The 19,319-nt window shown below is 50.7% G+C and carries 19 protein-coding genes; 14 read left to right on the top strand and 5 right to left on the bottom strand.

The window, feature by feature from the left end; translation table 11 throughout:
* A complete protein-coding gene (locus LOY28_RS15220; RefSeq protein ID WP_258612046.1) occupies positions 1-1,677 on the bottom strand; it encodes a bifunctional protein tyrosine phosphatase family protein/NAD(P)/FAD-dependent oxidoreductase in 1,677 nt (558 codons plus the stop codon).
* Positions 1,678-1,761: 84 nt separating this feature from the next.
* The gene (locus LOY28_RS15215; RefSeq protein ID WP_258612045.1) at positions 1,762-2,646 is read right to left on the bottom strand and encodes an MBL fold metallo-hydrolase; all 885 of its coding nucleotides are present in this window, start codon (positions 2,644-2,646) and stop codon (positions 1,762-1,764) included.
* Positions 2,647-2,843: 197 nt separating this feature from the next.
* Between LOY28_RS15215 and LOY28_RS15210 the strand changes: the two genes are divergently transcribed.
* Positions 2,844-4,157, top strand: coding sequence for a sigma-54-dependent Fis family transcriptional regulator (locus tag LOY28_RS15210; RefSeq protein ID WP_028941109.1), 1,314 nt, complete (start codon positions 2,844-2,846; stop codon positions 4,155-4,157).
* 110 nt (positions 4,158-4,267) lie between these two features.
* Here the strand turns inward: LOY28_RS15210 and metC are convergent, their stop codons facing one another.
* A complete protein-coding gene (metC, locus tag LOY28_RS15205; protein WP_028941110.1) occupies positions 4,268-5,437 on the bottom strand; it encodes a cystathionine beta-lyase in 1,170 nt (389 codons plus the stop codon).
* Positions 5,438-5,828: 391 nt separating this feature from the next.
* On the opposite strand from metC, the gene LOY28_RS15200 reads away from it, so the two are divergent.
* A complete protein-coding gene (locus LOY28_RS15200; protein ID WP_258612044.1) occupies positions 5,829-7,313 on the top strand; it encodes an amino acid permease in 1,485 nt (494 codons plus the stop codon).
* Positions 7,314-7,419: 106 nt separating this feature from the next.
* Positions 7,420-7,983, top strand: coding sequence for a TetR/AcrR family transcriptional regulator (locus LOY28_RS15195; RefSeq protein ID WP_008022721.1), 564 nt, complete (start codon positions 7,420-7,422; stop codon positions 7,981-7,983).
* A gap of 474 nt (positions 7,984-8,457) precedes the next feature.
* Here LOY28_RS15195 and LOY28_RS15190 read toward each other — a convergent pair whose 3' ends face one another.
* The gene (locus tag LOY28_RS15190) at positions 8,458-8,877 is read right to left on the bottom strand and encodes a hypothetical protein (RefSeq protein WP_258612043.1); all 420 of its coding nucleotides are present in this window, start codon (positions 8,875-8,877) and stop codon (positions 8,458-8,460) included.
* Here LOY28_RS15190 and LOY28_RS30140 point away from each other — a divergent pair.
* The 8 genes from LOY28_RS30140 (at position 8,854) to LOY28_RS15150 (ending at position 14,714) form a co-directional block, all read left to right on the top strand.
* A complete protein-coding gene (locus tag LOY28_RS30140; RefSeq protein ID WP_258612042.1) occupies positions 8,854-9,186 on the top strand; it encodes a hypothetical protein in 333 nt (110 codons plus the stop codon). The two genes, LOY28_RS15190 and LOY28_RS30140, sit on opposite strands and share 24 nt — an antisense overlap.
* Before the next feature lie 485 nt (positions 9,187-9,671).
* Positions 9,672-10,226, top strand: coding sequence for an OsmC family protein (locus LOY28_RS15180; protein WP_019579174.1), 555 nt, complete (start codon positions 9,672-9,674; stop codon positions 10,224-10,226).
* 97 nt (positions 10,227-10,323) lie between these two features.
* Positions 10,324-11,097, top strand: a complete 774-nt coding sequence (locus tag LOY28_RS15175) for an SDR family NAD(P)-dependent oxidoreductase (RefSeq protein WP_019579173.1) — start codon at positions 10,324-10,326, stop codon at positions 11,095-11,097.
* A gap of 175 nt (positions 11,098-11,272) precedes the next feature.
* On the top strand, positions 11,273-11,896 hold the full coding sequence (locus LOY28_RS15170; protein WP_019579172.1) for a TetR/AcrR family transcriptional regulator: 624 nt from the start codon (positions 11,273-11,275) through the stop codon (positions 11,894-11,896).
* Positions 11,897-11,961: 65 nt separating this feature from the next.
* On the top strand, positions 11,962-12,657 hold the full coding sequence (locus LOY28_RS15165) for a DsbA family oxidoreductase (RefSeq protein WP_054597272.1): 696 nt from the start codon (positions 11,962-11,964) through the stop codon (positions 12,655-12,657).
* A gap of 72 nt (positions 12,658-12,729) precedes the next feature.
* Positions 12,730-13,059, top strand: coding sequence for a co-chaperone YbbN (locus tag LOY28_RS15160; RefSeq protein WP_258612041.1), 330 nt, complete (start codon positions 12,730-12,732; stop codon positions 13,057-13,059).
* A 159-nt stretch (positions 13,060-13,218) separates the two neighbouring features.
* A complete protein-coding gene (locus LOY28_RS15155) occupies positions 13,219-14,343 on the top strand; it encodes an alkene reductase (protein WP_258612040.1) in 1,125 nt (374 codons plus the stop codon).
* A 50-nt stretch (positions 14,344-14,393) separates the two neighbouring features.
* The gene (locus LOY28_RS15150; protein ID WP_258612039.1) at positions 14,394-14,714 is read left to right on the top strand and encodes a helix-turn-helix transcriptional regulator; all 321 of its coding nucleotides are present in this window, start codon (positions 14,394-14,396) and stop codon (positions 14,712-14,714) included.
* 15 nt (positions 14,715-14,729) lie between these two features.
* Here the strand turns inward: LOY28_RS15150 and LOY28_RS15145 are convergent, their stop codons facing one another.
* Positions 14,730-15,704 (bottom strand): helix-turn-helix domain-containing protein, encoded by a 975-nt coding sequence (locus LOY28_RS15145; RefSeq protein ID WP_258612038.1) that lies wholly within the window; start codon positions 15,702-15,704, stop codon positions 14,730-14,732.
* Between the two features lie 243 nt (positions 15,705-15,947).
* Here LOY28_RS15145 and LOY28_RS15140 point away from each other — a divergent pair, with 243 nt between their 5' ends.
* The 3 genes from LOY28_RS15140 to LOY28_RS15130 all read left to right on the top strand — a co-directional run bounded on the left by LOY28_RS15140 (position 15,948) and on the right by LOY28_RS15130 (position 19,275).
* A complete protein-coding gene (locus LOY28_RS15140) occupies positions 15,948-16,481 on the top strand; it encodes a 2,4'-dihydroxyacetophenone dioxygenase family protein (protein ID WP_258612037.1) in 534 nt (177 codons plus the stop codon).
* A gap of 21 nt (positions 16,482-16,502) precedes the next feature.
* Complete coding sequence (locus LOY28_RS15135) at positions 16,503-17,750, top strand: MFS transporter (RefSeq protein WP_258612036.1); 1,248 nt, start codon at positions 16,503-16,505, stop codon at positions 17,748-17,750.
* 256 nt (positions 17,751-18,006) lie between these two features.
* Entirely contained in the window at positions 18,007-19,275 is a 1,269-nt protein-coding gene (locus LOY28_RS15130) for a carbohydrate porin (protein ID WP_258612035.1), read from the top strand.
* Positions 19,276-19,319 lie beyond the last annotated feature (44 nt).

Genomic DNA, 19,319 nt, shown 5'->3' with positions numbered 1-19,319 from the left:
TTAATGCTCCGCCTGACTTACTTCCGTGTCAGCGAACCATTCACGTCCTTTCAGCATGCAATGCCAGTAGAACGGCGGGAGAATTCTCTCTTTAAGAAACCAGCTCAAACGAGAGGGTCTGCGCCCATCCAGAAACCAGGTGGCAAACGTCGGCGCTAGCTTTCCGCCATAGAGAAACTCGGCCAAGACAACCTTTCCACGCTCAACCGTCAGAGGGCAGGAGCCATATCCGTTATACGCAGCTTGATGCTGTTTCATCCCTAGGTTAACCAAGACATTGTTCGCTACGACCGGCGCTTGTTTACGTGCAGCCGCCATGGTTTTCGCATTTGTGGTATTCACCACATCTCCTAGCGCCCAAACATTGGAAAATTTGCGGTGAGCCAAGGTCGTCGGATCTACGTCGATCCAGCCCGCCTCATCCACTAGCGGGCTTGAGCGAATAAAGTCTGGAGCAACCTGCGGAGGCACGACGTGAAGGAGGTCAAACGACTCAATCACGGTCTGGGTGTTTCCATCTTTATCGGTACGTTCGAAAGTCGCCTGTTTGTTGGGGCCATCCACGGCGACCAGCTTGTGGCTGAATTTCAAGTCGACCGCATATTTTTCCATGTACGCCATGAGGGCTGGGACGTAGTCGGCGACGCCGAATAGCACACCGCCGGAATTAAAAAATTGCGTTTTTATCTGCGCCTGGCGATCGTTTTTCAACCAGTGATCGCATGAGAGATAGAGCGCTTTCTGAGGCGCACCCGCACACTTGATTGGCATTGGCGGCTGCGTAAAGAGGGCCTTGCCTGATTGGAGTTCCTGGACAAGCTTCCAGGTGTAAGGCGCAAGATCGTAGCGATAATTAGAGGTTACGCCATTGGAGCCTAATGTCTCAGTCAGTCCTTTGATAGCCGACCAATCGAGCTTCAAGCCTGGGCAGACGACAAGCTGGTCGTACTGAATAACTCTCCCTCCATCGAGGACGACTGCGTTGGCCTGTGGGTCGAAAGCAGTTACCGCTGTTTTGATCCACGTCACACCTCGAGGCATGACAGATGCCATAGTCCTTACAGTAGATTCAGCCTCGAAGATGCCTCCGCCGACCATAGTCCACCCAGGTTGATAGTAGTGCGCGTCAGCAGGGTCGATTAGTGCGATATCCAGATTCGGTTCTCGTGACTTCAGGCTGGCTGCAGTGGCAATGCCTGCAGAGCCGGCACCGACAATGACGATCTGGTGATGAGTCGTAGCCATGGCATTAACGGTGCGTCCACCATTGCTGATTCTGCGTGCAAGTGAAGAAACATCCACCTGTGCGCTTTTGGTTTTTTCGAGAATGGCGGACAGACTCTGCTTGCCTGCCTCAGAGAGCGCCCACAGCATCGCTGACCGGGTGCCAGTTCTACAGTAGGCAACCACAGGTCTCGACGCCTCCTTTAAAATTGCGACGAAGGAATCTACCGTTTCATCAGCAATGGCTGATGCTTGGGTGGGCAGGTAGTGAAATGTCATTCCTTCTGCTTCGGCTGCTTGGCGGATCGTTACATGTGTTGGCTGGTCGGTTGCCTCGCCATCCGGCCTGTTGCAGATGAGGGTACGAATCCCGAGCTCAGCCAGTTGCTTCACATCGACCACGGTCAGTTGCGACGCAATAGAAAAATCCGAACTTAATTTATAAGTATTCATATTATTTTCCGTTGATAACTACGCAAGGTTAAAGCGTTAAAGCGTTAAAGCGTTAAAGCGTTAAAGCGTTAAAGCGTTAAAGCGTTAAAGCGTGTTGAGCGGTATTTTCAGATAGCGGATACCATTCGTTTCTGGCTCTGGCATGTTGCCGCCACGCATATTGATTTGGACGGATGGCAGTATCAGCATTGGCATGTCGAGAGTTGCATCACGTGTTTCTCGCATGTTCACAAACGTATCTTCGCTTGTACCTTCACGGACATGGATGTTTTCACGCTTTTGTGCTTTTACACTGGTGATAAACGCGAGCGGTCGGCCATTCGGACGATAATCGTGGCACATGAAAATGTGGGTTGATTCAGGAAGCGCCAAAATCTTATGTATTGACCGAAAGAGTGTTCTGGCGTCCCCTCCAGGGAAGTCGCACCTTGCTGTGCCGTAATCAGGCATGAACAATGTATCGCCCACGAACGCGAGACCTGCTTGTTCATCCTGGATAAGATAGGTCATACAGGCAGGTGTATGCCCAGGCGTATGCAACGCTTGGGCGGTTAAGCTGCCAATATGAAACGTATCGTTGTCATCAAACAAAATATCAAACTGATCGGAACCGCTTCTAAGTTCATCTTCTGTATGGAACAAGTGGCTAAAGACTTTTTGAACGTCTTTTATTCTGTTTCCGATGCCAATCTCGCCGCCTAGCCGTTGTTTCAAATATTGAGCAGCGGTCAGATGATCGGCATGTAAATGTGTCTCAAGGATCCATTCGACGGATGCGCCCAGCTCCGTCACGCGTGCAACGATTCTGTCGGCTGATTCAGTTTTTGTGCGGCCCGATTTCGGATCGTAGTCAAGCACGCTATCGATAAGCGCACACTGCATGGTAGAGCGGTCAAGCAATAGATAGCTGAACGTCGATGTCGCTTCGTCAAAGAATTCTTCGACCAATATTTTTTCGCCGAAATACATTAGATAGCTCCTGAATAGCTGCTATGTCAGCAGTCTCAAGATCCATGCCAGTGTTGATCTTTCCTTTGAACGCTCTAAACAGCGTGTTTCCTGCGTTTCCAGGGCGAGGTATCAGTGTCTGCCATTATTTTTGGCAGTTAACTGGCAGTCTGTGGCAGTATTTGGCAGTAGGAAACATATGTGTTCGGGAGAAGATTATGAGTAGTGGGCTAATCGCTACGAGCAATGTAGATGTTCAAGCGTTGATTTCTTACCTTGAGCATGACGATAGACCCACCATCGTCCTGGATGTCGAGTACAACGTCATCGCCTCCAACAAGGCCTATCAAAGGCATTTTGGTGTTGAGGGAAAACCACACGTTGGCTCCAAATGCTTCAAGGTTTCGCATGGCTATGCCGTTCCCTGCGATCAGGCGGGTGAGCTTTGTCCAATGCGCAAGGCGTTTGATAGCCATGCTGCGGAAAGGGTACTGCATATTCACCACACTCCCCGGGGGCCAGAACACGTTGATGTTGAGCTTCGTCCCATTTTGGATCGCCAGGGCCAGGTAGTTGCTTACGTTGAAAGATTGATCACCGTAGACATAGCGTCTGCGCAGCCGCAAAAGCAGGGGCTAGTGGGCGTATCGCCGTCTTTTAAACAAGCGTTAAGCGCGCTGCAGCGAGCGGCGCCTTCCCCGATTCCCGTTCTTTTGCAGGGTGAGTCGGGAACCGGTAAAGAGCTGTTCGCTAGGGCGCTCCATATGGGTAGTCCGCGCTCAAAGGCACCTCTGGTTGTAGTCGACTGCACCGGCCTTTCAGAGTCGCTGTTCGAGAGTGAATTATTTGGTCATGAAAAAGGAGCATTCACAGGCGCGCTCAGTAAGAAAATTGGGCTTGCAGAGGCTGCGCATGGCGGTACGCTTTTTCTGGACGAAATAGGCGATGTACCTCTCTCCATGCAAGTCAAATTGTTGCGTCTAATTGAGTCTGGCAGTTTTAGACCTGTTGGTAGTTTACGGACGATCCATTCCGATTTTCGTCTCGTTGTTGCAACTCATAAGCCTTTAAAGGATATGGTTGAACTTGGCACTTTTCGCGAAGACCTCTACTACAGAATCAGTGCTTTCCCTATAACGCTTCCGCCATTGAGAGAGCGTTTAGACGATTTACCGCTGCTTATAGAAAGTCATCTAAAACGAATTGCACCTGGCAGTCGGGCTGAAATTGACGAGGAAGCATTGAAGCGCCTTATGCTGTATTCATTTCCGGGGAATATCAGGGAGCTAAAAAATATTCTTGAACGGGCGCGTCTGTTCAGTGACGACGGGATTGTACGGGAAAGAGATTTGCCTACGAATGTAACTGGCTACGTCTCCCAGTACAAAACTACAAATAGAAATAGCAAGTCCCTAAAAAACCTTGCCCAGGTACTTAATGGGTTCGAGGGGTCGCGAGCAGATTTAGCCAAAGAACTGGGAATTAGTGAACGAACGCTTTATCGTCGGATTCAGGTTTTAGAAGGGAAATAGATGAGTCTTATCGGCGAGCAGTGTTGAAGGTGTTGATCTTGAGATAAAGCATTCGGGCGGACAAGAAAGCACAGCCCAATTAAGGGCTGTGCATATAATCAGCTTCAAGATTAGCCGCGTAACATGTTGAATTTCGCAAAGCCTTGTTCGAGGTCTTCGATCAGATCAGATGGGTCTTCAAGACCAATATGCAGCCGCACAAGGTGTCCATCAATTTCCCAGGACGTCGCACTTCTAACGGGTTTGGGATCTGCGATCATCGCCAAGCTTTCAAAACCGCCCCAAGAGTAGCCAATTGAAAACAACGATAGGCTATCCAAGAGTGCATCTGCCGCTGCTTGCGTGGAAGGTTTTGTCACGAAGGACAGTAAACCTGATGCTCCTTTAAAATCCCTTTTCCATAATTGGTGCTGAGGGTGAGACTCTAATGCAGGATAATAAACTGCTTCCACTTCCTCGCGTGTCTCCAGCCACTTGGCGACAGTCGTCGCGTTTTTGTAATGACGTTCCAGTCGCACGTCTAGCGTCCTCATCCCTCGGAGCGCCAGCGTCACGTCATCCGGACTCGCAAACAATCCCATGTTGAAATGGAATCGCTTGAGGCTATCCCACGCACGCTTGGAGGCTGATACGGTACCAAGAACGGCATCTGAGTGACCGACGATATATTTCGTGGCAGCCATGATGGATAGATCGACACCAAGTTCCAGTGATGGAAAGTAAAGCGGGGTACCCCAAGTGTTGTCTGTAATAACTAGGATGTCATGTTCATGGGCAACCTTGGCTATTGCAGGGATGTCTTGTATTTCCAGAGTCAAAGAGCCGGGAGATTCGGTATAGATGGCTTTAGTGTTTGGTTTGAGGAAATCTACGATGCCGGCACCTATTGTCGGGTCGTAAAACGTGACCTCGATTCCAAGGCGTTGACCCACCTGCTCACAAAAAGCCCTTATCGGCGAATACACGTTGTCGGCAATGAGCAGGTGATCCCCAGCTCCCACCACCGACAGTATGGCAGTCGTACATGCCGAGAGCCCCGAAGGGCAAAGAACCGTGCCTTCCGCTCCCTCCAGCTGCTGGAGGGCCTGAGTCAATGCTTCCGTCGAGGGGTTGTTCCACCGGCCATACGTATATTTTTGGCGGCCCTCACGCATCGACTCACACGTAGGGAACGCCACAGTGGAACCCCGGTAAACCGGTGTATTAACGAAGCCATGATGCTGATCAGGCTCGATAGAGGCGTGGGCGAGTAGGGTTTGCACGTTTTTATATTTTTTCATACCGGCTTCCAATTCTAGCATTTGGTGAGGTTTGGCTACGTACTAGCTACCGCAGATTCAAGATTAAAATGCCATTTTCATTAAATGTCTACCACAAGGTTGGCTTGTAGGTAAAACTCGTTAAAAAACAAGATATTAAAAATAGTTAAAAAATAGAGTTTGCATGGCTACCATGTGAATGGTAGGTTTTTTGTGTCTTGGGATTTCGCTACCTGGTCGACCGAAAAGCGATGATCTGAGCGTGTTGTGGCATTGAGCGGGAGAGGTTTAGTGTCTTTGACGACATGGGAGCTCAAGGCTTCTCTCGCACTTCCCGTTTGGAATGGGAAGAAGAAAGTTAAGTTTGCAAGGGATAAGAACAAAAACTGCAAATTAATCGCTTGGGTGAAACATGAAAAAACAAAAAATACAATCTCTCTCAGCAGTTCAGTGTGGCAGCGAACTAAAAGATAGATCGAACTGGCTTGATTCTCATGAAAGCGGATATTCAAAGCATTTAAAGAAACGTCATGTACAAATGATGGCGCTGGGTGGAGCCATCGGTACAGGTCTGTTCCTGGGCGCAGGGGCCAGACTGCAAATCGCGGGGCCTGCACTTGCGGTGATTTATTTGGTTTGTGGGATATTTGCCTTTTTCATTTTGAGGGCGCTGGGTGAGCTAGTGATGCACCGTCCAAGCAGTGGAAGTTTTGTATCTTACACCAGGGAGTTTATGGGTGAACGTGCCTCTTTCGTTGCAGGATGGATGTATTTTGTGGTTTGGGCGTTAACAGGTGTTGTTGATATAACCGCCATTGCTATTTATATGAAGTATTGGAGTGTGTTTTCGGATGTTCCTCAGTGGGTATTCGCGCTAAGTGCTTTGGGTGTAGTGACATTGATGAACATGGTCGGTGTCAAATGGTTTGGTGAAATGGAGTTCTGGTTCGCTGTGATAAAGGTCGCCGCTATCAGTATTTTTTTGGTGATCGGGTCGTTCTTTTTTGCTACTGGGCATGAGGTGGCAGGACATATTCCGGGCTTGCATTTGATCACGGATAACGGGGGGATATTTCCTCATGGGCTTTTGCCAGCAATCATCATCGTGCAAGGCGTCATCTTTGCTTATGCGAGCATAGAGTTGGTGGGGACTGCTGCTGGCGAGACGGCGGATGCAAGAAAAGTTATTCCCAAAGCCATTAATGGGGTGATCTGGAGAATAAGTTTGTTTTACGTGGGCTCCGTATTCCTGCTTGTTACTGTGCTCCCTTGGACAGCCTATAGCGCTAACGTCAGTCCTTTTGTAACTTTTTTTGAAGCACTTGGTGTACCTGGCGTTGGCTCCGTAATGAACATTGTTGTAATGACAGCGGCGCTCTCAAGTCTCAATTCAGGTTTATACGCCACTGGGCGCGTGTTGAGGTCACTTGCGATGGGTGGGTCAGCGCCGAAAATGTTTAAACGCATGAGTAGTCAAGGGGTACCCTATATGGGGATCTTGGTCACCATGGGGATTAACGTATTTGGTGTTGTACTGAATTTCTTGATCCCCGCGCAATTATTTGAGCTCTTACTGAACTTGGTATCGCTGGGAATTCTTTCGACTTGGGCATTCATTGTTTTATCGCAAATAAATTACCGTCGTGCTGTAAAAAGAGGTGAGGTCGAAATGGTCTCATTTAGAATGCCTGGAGCGCCGTTCACCTCTTGGCTAACTCTTGTTTTCTTGCTTGTGGTATTGGTTCTCTTGGCGTTCGATTATCCCAACGGAACTTACACCGTTCTTTCTATACCGTTAGTCGCTGGTGCACTGATGCTGGGTTGGTCGAAGGCCGTCCGTTCCAAAGCTAAAGGTTCGGAAGAAATTAAAAGCGATCCTAGCCACGTAGGGGCCTAGCTTAATAGAGATGGGAGGTCGTTTTACAGCGTCCTCTCATCTCTAGAGTTGAACTCTTGCCTTAAGGCAGCTAATATGCATTCATTAAAAACTCTAGGTAAGCTTTATGAGTACGCGTTCCGACCTTTTAACCACCGCCGAGTTATTGCTGCGCACCAAAGGCTACGCTGCATTTAGCTATGCCGATCTGGCTGACGAAATTGGCATAAAAAAGGCGAGCATTCATCATCACTTCCCTACAAAGGAAGGGCTCGGAATTGCTGTTATTGAGAGTTACCTATTTAGATTTTCCAAGAATCTAGAGTCAATAAACGAAGAGAGTCATGATGTAGTAGGTCGGCTAAAAGCATTTGCCGAGCTTTTTGTCGATAGCTCGGATAACGGCATGTTGCCACTTTGCGGTGCGCTTGCAGCTGAGTTGTCTGCGCTGCCAGAAAGCCTTAAGGAGTTGACTAAGAAATTTTTTGAGATTCATATTTCTTGGTTAGAAAGTAATCTAGTCATAGGTCAATCCCAAAAAGTTATTAAGGCAGATCTCAATCCGAAAGAGGTTTCAAGAGCGATCTTGAGCTTGCTTGAAGGCAGCAGTTTTGTCTCCTGGGCACTTAGCGACAAGGTCGTTGATCAGTCTGGGTTTAATTTGATTTTGCAAAATATTATCGTTTCGTAACTTGTGCTTAGGATTTGATCTATATTGCCGCTCTTCCGTGGGGGGGCATTTTACGCGGACGACAGTTTAGTGGGTTAGCGCAATGGCAGGCGCAGCATCTTCCGGTGCAATGAGTACCGCACTAGCCAAGATTGATTCTCCCTTTAATGCTTCGACGGCAAAGCTGATCGAATTTTCCGTTGTACAGCATCGCAGGTGAGAGGGGGGAGTATTTCAACTGTCACGCGCCGACGAAAACCGGATACGTCTTGGCGGTTTCGGTCTCCGGCATGCCGCCCTTGTAGGCAAGAAAGCCCCCAAAACCAGAAGTGCACATCCTTACTCAGGGGAACGCTTCGCGTCACTAAGGCGAGGAGCCGTATGCGATAGTTCCGCACGGATCTGCGGAGGAGATGGCAGCTAACTGCCATTTCCACCGCGACCTTTAGAGATATAGATCCATAGGATTCACTACTACTCCTATAGATTGACCAACTACCTAAGTGAAGCCACCGCATCGGAGCCAATACCACCGACCCGAATCTTAGTTTCTTTGGAAGCCACTTGATTTTTACCCACGCGATCCGAGCTTTCAGCGGCCAGGCCTTTTGCTCCGACATGATCGGCACCATCAGCGGCGACACCTTTTGCCCCGACGTGATCGGCACCGTCTGCAGCCAGACCTTTCGCCCCGACGTGATCGGCACCGTCAGCGGCCAGACCTTTTGCTCCGACATGATCGGCACCGTCAGCGGCTAGACCTTTTGCTCCGACATGATCGGCGCCATCAGCGGCGACACCTTTGGCCCCGACATGATCAGCACCGTCAGCGGCGACACCTTTGGCCCCGACATGATCAGCACCGTCAGCGGCGACACCTTTGGCCCCGACGTGATCGGCACCGTCAGCGGCCAAGCCTTTCGCCCCGACATGATCGGCACCGTCAGCGGCGACACCTTTGGCTCCGACATGATCAGCACCGTCAGCGGCGACACCTTTGGCCCCGACGTGATCGGCGCCATCAGCGGCGACACCTTTGGCTCCGACATGATCGGCACCGTCAGCGGCGACACCTTTGGCCCCGACGTGATCGGCACCGTCAGCGGCGACACCTTTGGCCCCGAGGTGATCGGCGCCATCAGCGGCGACACCTTTGGCTCCGACATGATCGGCACCGTCAGCAGCCACCTGGCCCGTGCCATGCTCAGCGCCACTTCGTGCTAATGCGCCGGCGCCGACATGATCAGCACCATCAGACGCAGTAGCGGTAGATTTGGATTGGTTATCAACAGCTGATACAGAACTTGCGGTAGGTAGTTCTTGCGCCTCTGTACGTAACGACGTTTGAGGCACAGCGATGTATATTCCAATTGCTGATAAAAAAAGACCTGAAGCTATTTTACGGTTCATGACTACTCTCCCTGATACCTTTTCAATTAATTTTTTAAGCCTGGTAAAGATTTAGAGGGTAATAGCTTCTTTGCTTTAAGCCATCCTACTCGTAGGCGTTTTGCCGTCTGTCCGTTCGGATAGACGGTGCTTAGCTTTGGGCTATGTTTACCGGGCTTGTGAGTAGATTACTCCTTGCTGGGTTTCGCGCATCAAGCAATTTCAAAAAATTCTATTGCATTCCTCCCTACCAGTTGGTAGAGTTCTTCCGTCGAACATCAACCCACGCGCAAAAATGCGTTGCACAGAGGACTTACCAAATGACAAATAACCTGAACGGTATTGACGTAGCCGCCCTGCAGCAGTTTGCCCAAGGTGTTGCTGAGGATGCGGGCAAGCGCCACGCCAGCTTTAACGTTAAGACTCAGTGGAAAGGCCAGACGCGCTCTGTGGCGAAAGTCAGTCGCTACAGCCTCGCCGGTGAGACCTATTCGCGTGATTTCGAAATCGTCGCCGATGAGCCAAATGAGTTGCTGGGCCAGAACAGTGCGCCTAACCCTCAAGAGCTGCTAATGGCCGCTCTCAACGCTTGCATGTCGGTCGGCTATGCAGCCAACGCCGCCATGATGGGTATCAAGATCCACAGTCTGGAAATTGAGACGGACGGTACCCTCGACCTGCGTGGTTTCTTGGGCCTCGACGAGAGCGTCAACCCAGGGTACGACGAAGTGAGCGTCGTGATTCGCCTGCACACCGACGCACCTCGTGAGCGCGTGGAAGAGTTGCATAAAAATGTAATTAAGACTTCGGTTAACTACGCCAACTTCTCGAAAGCTATCCGTATGAAGCCGACTCTCGAGGTTCGTGAGGACTGATTTTCAAGGGGGTTGATTCTCTGAACCCTAAGAGCGCCAGCAGACGAATGAACTCTGGCGCTGCAATTTTCGATAACTTGGTTAGCTGGAGTATGAAATGAACGATTTTTTCAAAGGTAAGAAACTGCTTGTTGTAGGTGGTACCAGTGGTATGGGTCTGGAAACTGCTCGCATGGTGCTGAAAGCCGGTGGCAGCGTGGTGTTGACAGGCAGCAAGCAAGACAAGGCAGACGCCGTCCGTAACGAGTTGAGCGCGTTTGGCCCGGTTTCTGTGATAGTCGCAAACCTCATGACTGAAGAAGGCATGAATTTCGTTCGCAACGAAATCAATGCCAAGCATAGCGATATCAGCCTGATGGTGAACTCTGCTGGCATATTCATTCCCAAAGCCTTCACCGAGCACGACGAAGCTGAGTACGACATGTACCTGTCTCTCAACCGTGCAACGTTCTTCATCACCCAGGCAGTAGTCAAGAACATGCTCGCCGCCAAGCGCGAAGGGTCAATTGTCAACGTCGGTTCCATCGGTGCACAGGCCGCTTTGGCAGGTTCGCCGGCCTCTGCGTACTCCATGGCGAAGGCAGGTCTGCATGCGCTGACACGCAACCTGGCAATTGAATTGGCTCACTCGGGTATCCGCGTCAACGCAGTTTCGCCAGGGATCGTTCACACCTCGATTTATGAAGGTTTCATGGACAAAGAGGCGATCCCAGAAGCGATGAAGTCGCTGAACGATTTCCACCCATTGGGTCGAGTTGGTGTTCCTGAGGATGTGGCCAACACCATCGTGTTCCTGCTGTCGGACAAGACATCCTGGGTGACCGGTGCTATCTGGGACGTGGATGCGGGAATCATGGCCGTTCGTGCCTGATTTCAGCTAACGCTGTCTGATGGAAGTCGCCTAAGTCGACTTCCATTCCATCACCAAGAGTGCTGGGAGGTGCAATGGCTCGAACGTTAATCAAAGGCCATTTGACTGGCCCAGTTGGCAGCAGCTTGCCAGCTTTTGGTGTAGGGCGGCTGAGCCCTAGCCGCAGGAGTTTTCAATGTCTGTTTCGACAAGAGCAGCGCTGTTAAAAGTCGCGGAAGACCAGATGAGGTCTAAGGGCTACTCAGCATTTAGTTACGCTGATCTAGCCGCAACGATTGGTATTAGAAAAGCCAGCATTCATCATCACTTCCCGACCAAAGAGTGTCTCGGTCAGGAGTTGATCAAAGACTCAATCAATCGCTTCGAAGCGACGATTAGGTCAATTGAAGACACTGATAAGGATCCTTTGATGCGGCTTCGAGCTTTTTCTCGTCTGTTTGTCGTCAGTGCGAATGATGGGCTTCTACCTTTGTGTGGCGCACTGGCGGCAGAAATGGCAGCGCTACCTTTATCGCTTCAAGTGCTGACTCGAGTCTTTTTCGAGACGCAACTTGACTGGCTCCAGAGAACCATCAGTGAGGCAGCTATTCAGAAAGGCTGGTTGCTGGCCAGGCCCGCTCAAGCCTATGCATTCATGCTGTTGAGCGCATTAGAGGGGGCGAGTCTCATTGATTGGACATTGGGCAGATCGGCAGATCCCTTAGCTGGGTTCGACTGCTTGCTCGAATCGGTGGAGCGATCAGCCGCAATGGCTGCTCATGAGATCAGACATACCAGTGAGCATCAACAGAGTTATTAACAGTCGCTTTTAGTCTTCCCCAAATAGCGACGACTTCTTTTATTTCCTTTAATACAGAGTGATTTATGAGCAGTGTTTCGAAGAAATTCGTAATAGATATTTGGTCTGATTACGTCTGTCCTTGGTGCTGGGTCGCTAAGCGTCGTTTTGAAAAAGCGCTTGAAAACTTTCCTCACAAGGACAGCGTTCAAGTCAACGTTAGAGCTTACCGTCTTGCCCCGAACCATGTTGCTGAGCCTATGGTAGGAGCCCTCAAGCGTAAATTGGGTAGTCCAACCGCTGCTGTAACCATGATGAGTACGGTTAAGCAATATGGCCAATCTTCGGGGCTTGATTACCGTTTCGAAACCATGCTGTTTGGTGACACTGCGGACGCGCACGTATTGGTCAAAGCAGTCGAAGATGTAGCAGTGAAGAAGAACCTGGTGGAAGCACTCTATGAGCAAAGTACCACCCAGGGTAAATCGCTCTTTGACAGGAAAAGTTTAGAGGCGATAGCGAAGTCTGTAGGGGTATCTGATGAGTCGATTCGACTCGCGTGGTCATCCCCGGATCTGCGCCTTCAGATGCAGGAAGACGAGCGCGCGGCGGCCCAATTCGGCTCAGGCGTTCCGTTTTTTGTGTTCAATAATGCATTTTCCATGGCGGGTGCTCAGCGTCCAGAAGACTTTCTCCAAGCACTGAATCAAATGTATTTGGAAGCAAAGGGCGAGGAGGAGTCGTTCAGCGGTCAAGTCTGCGGTATTGATGGATGTAATTGATGCTAGAGACTTTGCGGCACCTGTTGGTGCTGCAATCTCTAGATTTGAAGTGGCGTTGTGGGTGAGGTGCAAATGAACCGTATCGTAGACTTGAAAGCCGAACAGTTCGCCAGATTCGTTGCAAAAGGCAGCAGCGTCGTGCTCTTTTCGGCGTCTTGGTGCAAGCCTTGCCAGGAAATGAAACCGGTCTTTCACGACCTGGCAGACAAGCTGTATTCTCGCGCCAACTTCGGAAGGATTGATGTGGCTGTTTCGCCGACGATTTCCCAAATGTATGGCATCCGCTCAGTGCCATCCTTGGCGATTTTTCACGAAGGGCGGTTACGTTTGGTTCTGGGCGGCTCTCGATCGGTTGGAGCGTTGAAAAAGGCAATCGTTACTGAGCTCAACGAGGTCTTCTAGGAAAATGCAGATCCGCTTGTTATGGGCGCGAGGCTAGCCGAAATAATCAGGGGCTTTCACGCCGGATGAATACGAAGAGCGAGGAGGCCAGGGAGCTTAACACATTTAAACATTCGAATGTGTTAATGTGTTCTCTCCGCTCATTATCTTAGAGTCATCATGACTGACCTTAGCCTGTTCCAACCTCTTGCCCTAGGCGATCTGAAGCTTAAAAACCGGATCGTCCTTCCGCCGCTGACCCGATCCAGAAGTTCTCAACCGGGTAATATCCCCAATGACCTTATGGCCGCCTATTATCGGCAGCGGGCAACTGCAGGCTTCATGGTCACAGAGGGAACCCAGATTGAACCTCGCGGGCAGGGCTACGCTTGGACTCCGGGTATTCATAGCGATGCTCAAGTAGAAGGCTGGCGTAAAGTCATCGATGCTGTCCATGCAGAAGGATCGGTTATTTTCTGCCAGCTTTGGCATGTTGGCCGGGTCTCACACACCAGTCTCCAACCCGATAACCGCCCCCCGATCGCGCCATCCGCTATTCGTGCCACGGCTGTGAAAGTCTTTATCGAAACCGGCCCGCAAGCAGGTGCACTTGCTGAACCTAGCGAGCCTGTCGAGTTGACGACCGATCAAGTCAAAGAGCTGGTCGATCTTTATCACGCGGCAGCATTGAACGCTAAAAAAGCTGGTTTCGACGGTGTTGAACTTCATTGCGCCAACGGTTACCTGGTTAATCAGTTCATTTCCGAGCACACCAACCGCCGAACTGATGAATACGGTGGCTCGCTGGATAACCGTCTCAGGTTCCTCCGTGAGATCTGCGAAGCGGTGATAAGCGTCTTCGGAGGTGACCGGGTAGGGGTGCGGTTCGCTCCGTTGTTCGAAACGACAGAAGAGGAGCGTGTCTACTTAGGCCTCGTGGAGCGGGATCCTCAGCATACATACATTGAGGCAGCCAAGATTCTTGAGGAACTAGGGGTGGGCTACCTGTCGATTGCCGAGGCTGACTGGGAGAATGCCCCTGACTTGCCAGCTTCATTTCGCGAGGCGCTGCGCCAAGTATATTCTGCGCCGATCATGTATTCCGGCCGCTATACAGAAGCGAAAGCAAAAGAGATTCTCGCCAAAGGTTACGGAGACTTGTTCGGATTTGGCCGCACCTTCATTGCAAATCCAGACCTCCCTCATCGCCTCAGGAACGGGCTCGAACTGAATCCGGTTAACCCAGATACGCTCTATGGCGGAGGAGAGGAAGGTTACATCGACTATCCATTCTGCAACGCTTAAGATAGTCCGCTTGTAGCAGGGATACTCTGCGTGCGTAGGAACCAACCCAAATGCCGGATTTGAATGAGACTCTGAAAATACTCTCCAGTCCAGTGCGCAGGAAGGTATTGGCGTGGCTGAAAGACCCTTTTACGGCGTTCCACGACCAGACGCAGATATACGCCTTCGACGTCTATGGTGTCTGTGCCAGTCTCATTCAGGAAAAGGCCGGGCTATCTCAGCCGGCCACTTCGCTTTGCTTGAAGGCTCTCAGTGATCAAGGCCTCGTTGTGGCGACTAAAGTAGGTAAGTGGACGTATTACAAGCGCCGAGACCAGCAACTGTCAGCCACGTTGACCGAGCTCCTTGCCGAATTGGACGTGAAATGCTGAAGGCATGACGCATCCTCAAGTTTTTCCTGAGGCCATCGCTCGAACCTCGGAAGGTGTTTGTCCATAGCGCGACTTGAAGGCCCTAGCAAAGTGGGCTTGACTGGTAAAACCTTGACGGTAGGCAACCTCACAAATGTCTAGCCCCCTTCCTTGTTCACTATTCAGCAGGCGGAAAGCTCGCTGCAGGCGCTTCTCCAAAATGAAGCGATGTGGCTGAGTCTCTTCCTGAGCAAACAGTCGTGCAAGATGTCGTGTAGAGACGCCGGTTTCAGCAGCAATTCGCTCACAACTTAAAGTCGGATCCGCCAATTGTTCCATGATGTATTGCTTGGCAGCTAACAAATAGGAGGCACCTAGCGCATTTATTCGACGCTGGCTGACCTGGCCCGCAATTATGTTGCCCAGCAACTCTAATGCATCGTCTTGATAATTATCTGCGTCCTGGCTAAGTGGCTGCTCGAAAAAACCTCGGGTGCGCTCCGCGAGTGTGCGCATCAGCAAGCGTTGCGTGCCGGTGTGAGCGCTGATTTTCAGTGCAGTTTCGAAACGGCTCAAGCAATGACTGGCAAAAACTTCCTGGGGAATGTCGAATATGAACTTGCGCATGGAGCCGGAAAACCCAAACAGGTAGGGTTTGTCTGTGCGATACACCATCAGTTCTCCAGGCTCCAGTAAATGGCAGTTGCCGTTCTGAAAGAAAAACGAAGCACTTCCTGTGACAAGAGACACGAAAACGGACGCCTTGGGCACCGCACGAATCATCGAGCCGTCACGTTCAATAACGTGTTCGTTGGCGACGATATGAGCTACCCGCATGCTTTCCAGGCTCAGATTATCCTCGCTAGCGGCGAATCCTGTCTCGCTATAGGACGAGCATTTGAGGCCCACCAAGGTAGATGCGTTGTACTGCTCCCAGAAGGCCAGGCGCTGGTCAAGGGGGACGCAATCGGTAGTCGCCCGTCGGGTGTCGAGCAGGGTGCCTGTCTTCATTTTTATTATTCTCGTTGTTTTTGAAAGCGCTCAGGCAAGCAAGGCAAATCACGAGGCTTTCAGAGGCCCAATTAACCTCTGGGCAATAGCCCATGTCAACTGACTCGCCGGGCCAAATCGATTGTTCTGCCAGCCCCAAAAGCCTCCGTCCGATTCAGGCAACAATGATGTCAGTTGTGGTCAAACCGATCTGAATTTCTCGCCTTAAAGTGGTCGCACTCTCCCAACAATCAGAGGCCGACCATGCCCGAATTAGCCAGCACCGAATTTTGGAAAGACCTGCAGCCTATTGCAAATTGCTTAATGCCTGACGCTAAACCTGAGGTTTATCTTCCCAATGCGGCCAGCGATGACTTGCGACTCTACGTGCCTTTCACTGAAACCGTTTCTTCACGACCTTTGTGGATTTCCCCAAGTGAAAACCGCTGGTGCGATATTTTGATGTCCAGCTGCGCTGGTCTGGTCAATAGGCACTATCACCCTCATGAGGTTTTCGCTTACACCCTCTCCGGCAAATGGGGCTATCTGGAGCACGATTGGACGGCGACCGCAGGAGACTTTGTTTATGAAACACCGGGCGAAGGTCACACTTTGGTCGCGTATGACCACGAAGAGCCTATGCGTGTGTTTTTCATTGTCAAAGGGCCACTGATCTGGTTAGACGAGCAGGGCGAGTCCACTGGTTACTTCGATGTGCACTCTTACATTGCCTTGTGCCGTGAGCACTATGAAAAGGTTGGCTTGGGCGCTGACGCTGTGGATCGCCTATTTCGCTAACTCGCTCTTCGGAGAATAACTATGGCTGACAATAATAAAGCCGGTTACGAAAACACTTTGCTATGTGTTCTATTTCTGACTTTTGGCTTTGTGTTTTTTGATCGTTTGGCGCTGTCCTTTCTGTTTCCATACATGTCTGCCGAGCTGAATTTAAGCAACAGTCATCTGGGCATGCTGTCTTCTGTATTAGCTCTCGCTTGGGCGCTATCAGGAGCGCTGGTGGGAGCTTGGTCAGACCGCAAAGGGGTGAGGAAGCCACTCCTAGTAATTGCAGTGATCTTGTTTTCCTTGTGTTCGGCGCTTTCTGGGCTGGTCACAGGGTTTCTTAGTTTGCTCCTGTTTCGTGGGATCATGGGTTTGGCCGAGGGGCCAATATTGCCGTTGTCCCAGTCGATGATGGTGGAGGCCTCATCATCTCATCGACGCGGTCTCAATATGGGGTTGTTGCAGGGGTCGGCGGCTGGCTTGCTTGGTGCGGTGGTCGGGCCTCCAGTATTAATACACCTAGCTGAGGCATATGGGTGGCGACACGCATTCATAGTTTCCTTGCTGCCGGGCCTGTTGATAGCTTGGCTCTTATGGCGATACGTCCGGCGAGATGATCCACGCCCTACGCCAATCATTCGAGATAAGGAACCCGGAAACCGCTTGGCCTTGCTAAAAAGCCGAAACATTGTGCTATGCACCTTGATCAGTTGCGTGTTTCTGACTTGGTTCGTCATCCTTATCTCCTTTACTCCGACTTTCCTAGTGACTGATCGCGGATACACCCCGCCCAGTATGAGCGCGATCATGAGCTGTCTGGGCGCAGCATGGGTGCTCTGGGGATTTGTGGTGCCCGCTATTTCTGACCGAATCGGTCGACGTCCCACGTTGGTGATTTTCTCTCTAATTTCGGCGTGTTGCCCGATGGCGCTGCTGTTTGCTCCGTCACCGCTAATTCTCGGGATACTGATGGTGCTGACCTTTACCGGACTGGGCTGTTTCACACTTTTTATGTCGACCATTCCGGCGGAAACCGTGCCTAGGGAAGTGATGGCCACGGCTCTGGGCATGATCATGGGGGTGGGTGAGCTAATCGGCGGCTTTGTAGCACCGACCGTAGCTGGTTTCGCCGCAGACCGTTTTGGCTTGTCCATAGTGATGTGGATATCCAGTAGTGGTGCGGTGCTGGCAGCGCTCTTGTCGCTGTTTCTTAAGGAGACTGCTCCCTCCGTACTCCAGCGTCAGCCGTCATCAACTCATGCTATTGAGGGAAGCTATCTGTGACATTGTTCCTGACATGTTGCACAGCTGCTGCCGAAGAGCATGGCAGTAGGCCGAATTAGTAAAGTGTTGATCAGCGCTATCTAGCGTGCGCCTGAACTTGATGCAATATCTTCACTGTGAAGCGCTGGAACACGTAAACGAACTATATACAAACTTGGACGGTGGAAGCGTTATTGGCGCTTTTACCTGCCACGTCCTGTCGATAGTGAAGTATTGACATAGTTACTCATTACAAAAATAAAAAAGAGTATTGACCATGAGCTATCTAATACGTTTTGGCGTTTTTCTGGTAACCGCATTTGTGTTTCCCCAAGCTTGGGCGCAAAACAATGAAGGCCCTCTAGTAGAGCTTGGCGAGAAAATGTCCAATTATGGCATTCAGCCCCATGTGCAATTCACGAGCTTGTCTATGAAGAATCTCGATACTGGCCCCAGGCACAATAGCTTTGGCAACAGTGGCGACTTATACCTAGGTGCCGATGTCGACCTCGCGACCTTGGCAGGCCTAGATGGCGCGGCGTTTCATTTTGAAGAAACATTGTTCATTCTCGACAATGGCACCGGGCAGCCTACTTCGCATAACTGGCAGGGCGCAGCAGGCACCTACTTTGCTGGCGCCCCTCTTCACAATGACATCGCCGCCAACCAGTTGAGTCTTATGACCTTCGAGCAAAAATGGCTCGATGGACAGCTCGACTTGCATATCGGGCGAACCAATGCCCGACGCTACTTTTACATCTATAATTGTGAAACCGTGGTTACCTGCACTGACCCAATCCTAGACGCTTCCACCGGTATGCTGCCACCTCCCTTTGGTGCGTGGGGTGGTTACCTAAAGTATCAAGTGAATCCCAGTCTATATGTACACGCCGGTGCGTTTGAATCTAATCCTGTGGACTATTTGAAAAAGCGAAAAGGCTTGGACTTCAGCACCGATGACGCCAGTGGTACCAGCTTTTTGGTGGGAATAGGCAGTAAGCCTAGCGACGACAACACGCAATACGAACTCAATGCTTACTTCAACTCTTCAAAACAGATAGATCCATTAACCGGCACTAGCGACCATGGCACTGCTGGTGCCTTCTTCAAGTTCCGGCAAACCTTATGGCGCGCTGATGGACAGGGCCTACAAATGTTCGGTTCAGTTTCGGCGGCTGCGGACAGCAAGCAACCCTTCAGTTATTTCGCAGAAGGTGGATTAACCTACCTCGCGCCTTTCGATCGACCGCAAGACAAGCTGAATTTCAAAACCAGCTATATGCGGGTCAATCCTCACCAGTTGGAGTTCCAGCAGCGAGAACGTATCACCAACTTTGGCGATCCTCGCTTGGGCGATAAGAATATCTACGCACTGGAAGCTAATGGCCATTTTGCGTTGAGCCATAACCTGGCGGTCGAGCCGAGCATTCAATACCTGATTAACCCTGACAATTACTATAACCCTGGGGTCAGAGAACTGAGCAGCAATGGCTTCGTTGTTGGCCTCCAAGTCATGCTTGATGTGGGCTCAATGCTTGGGCTTTGAAATATTTTTAACTCAATGCTTCTTGCTTATTGCAGCGGTTCTTT

The sequence above is a fragment of the Pseudomonas sp. B21-017 genome (assembly GCF_024749245.1).
Taxonomy (GTDB): Bacteria; Pseudomonadota; Gammaproteobacteria; order Pseudomonadales; family Pseudomonadaceae; genus Aquipseudomonas.
Note: the sequence above shows the minus strand (reverse complement) of the source record. Positions and strands in the feature narration are given on the sequence as shown.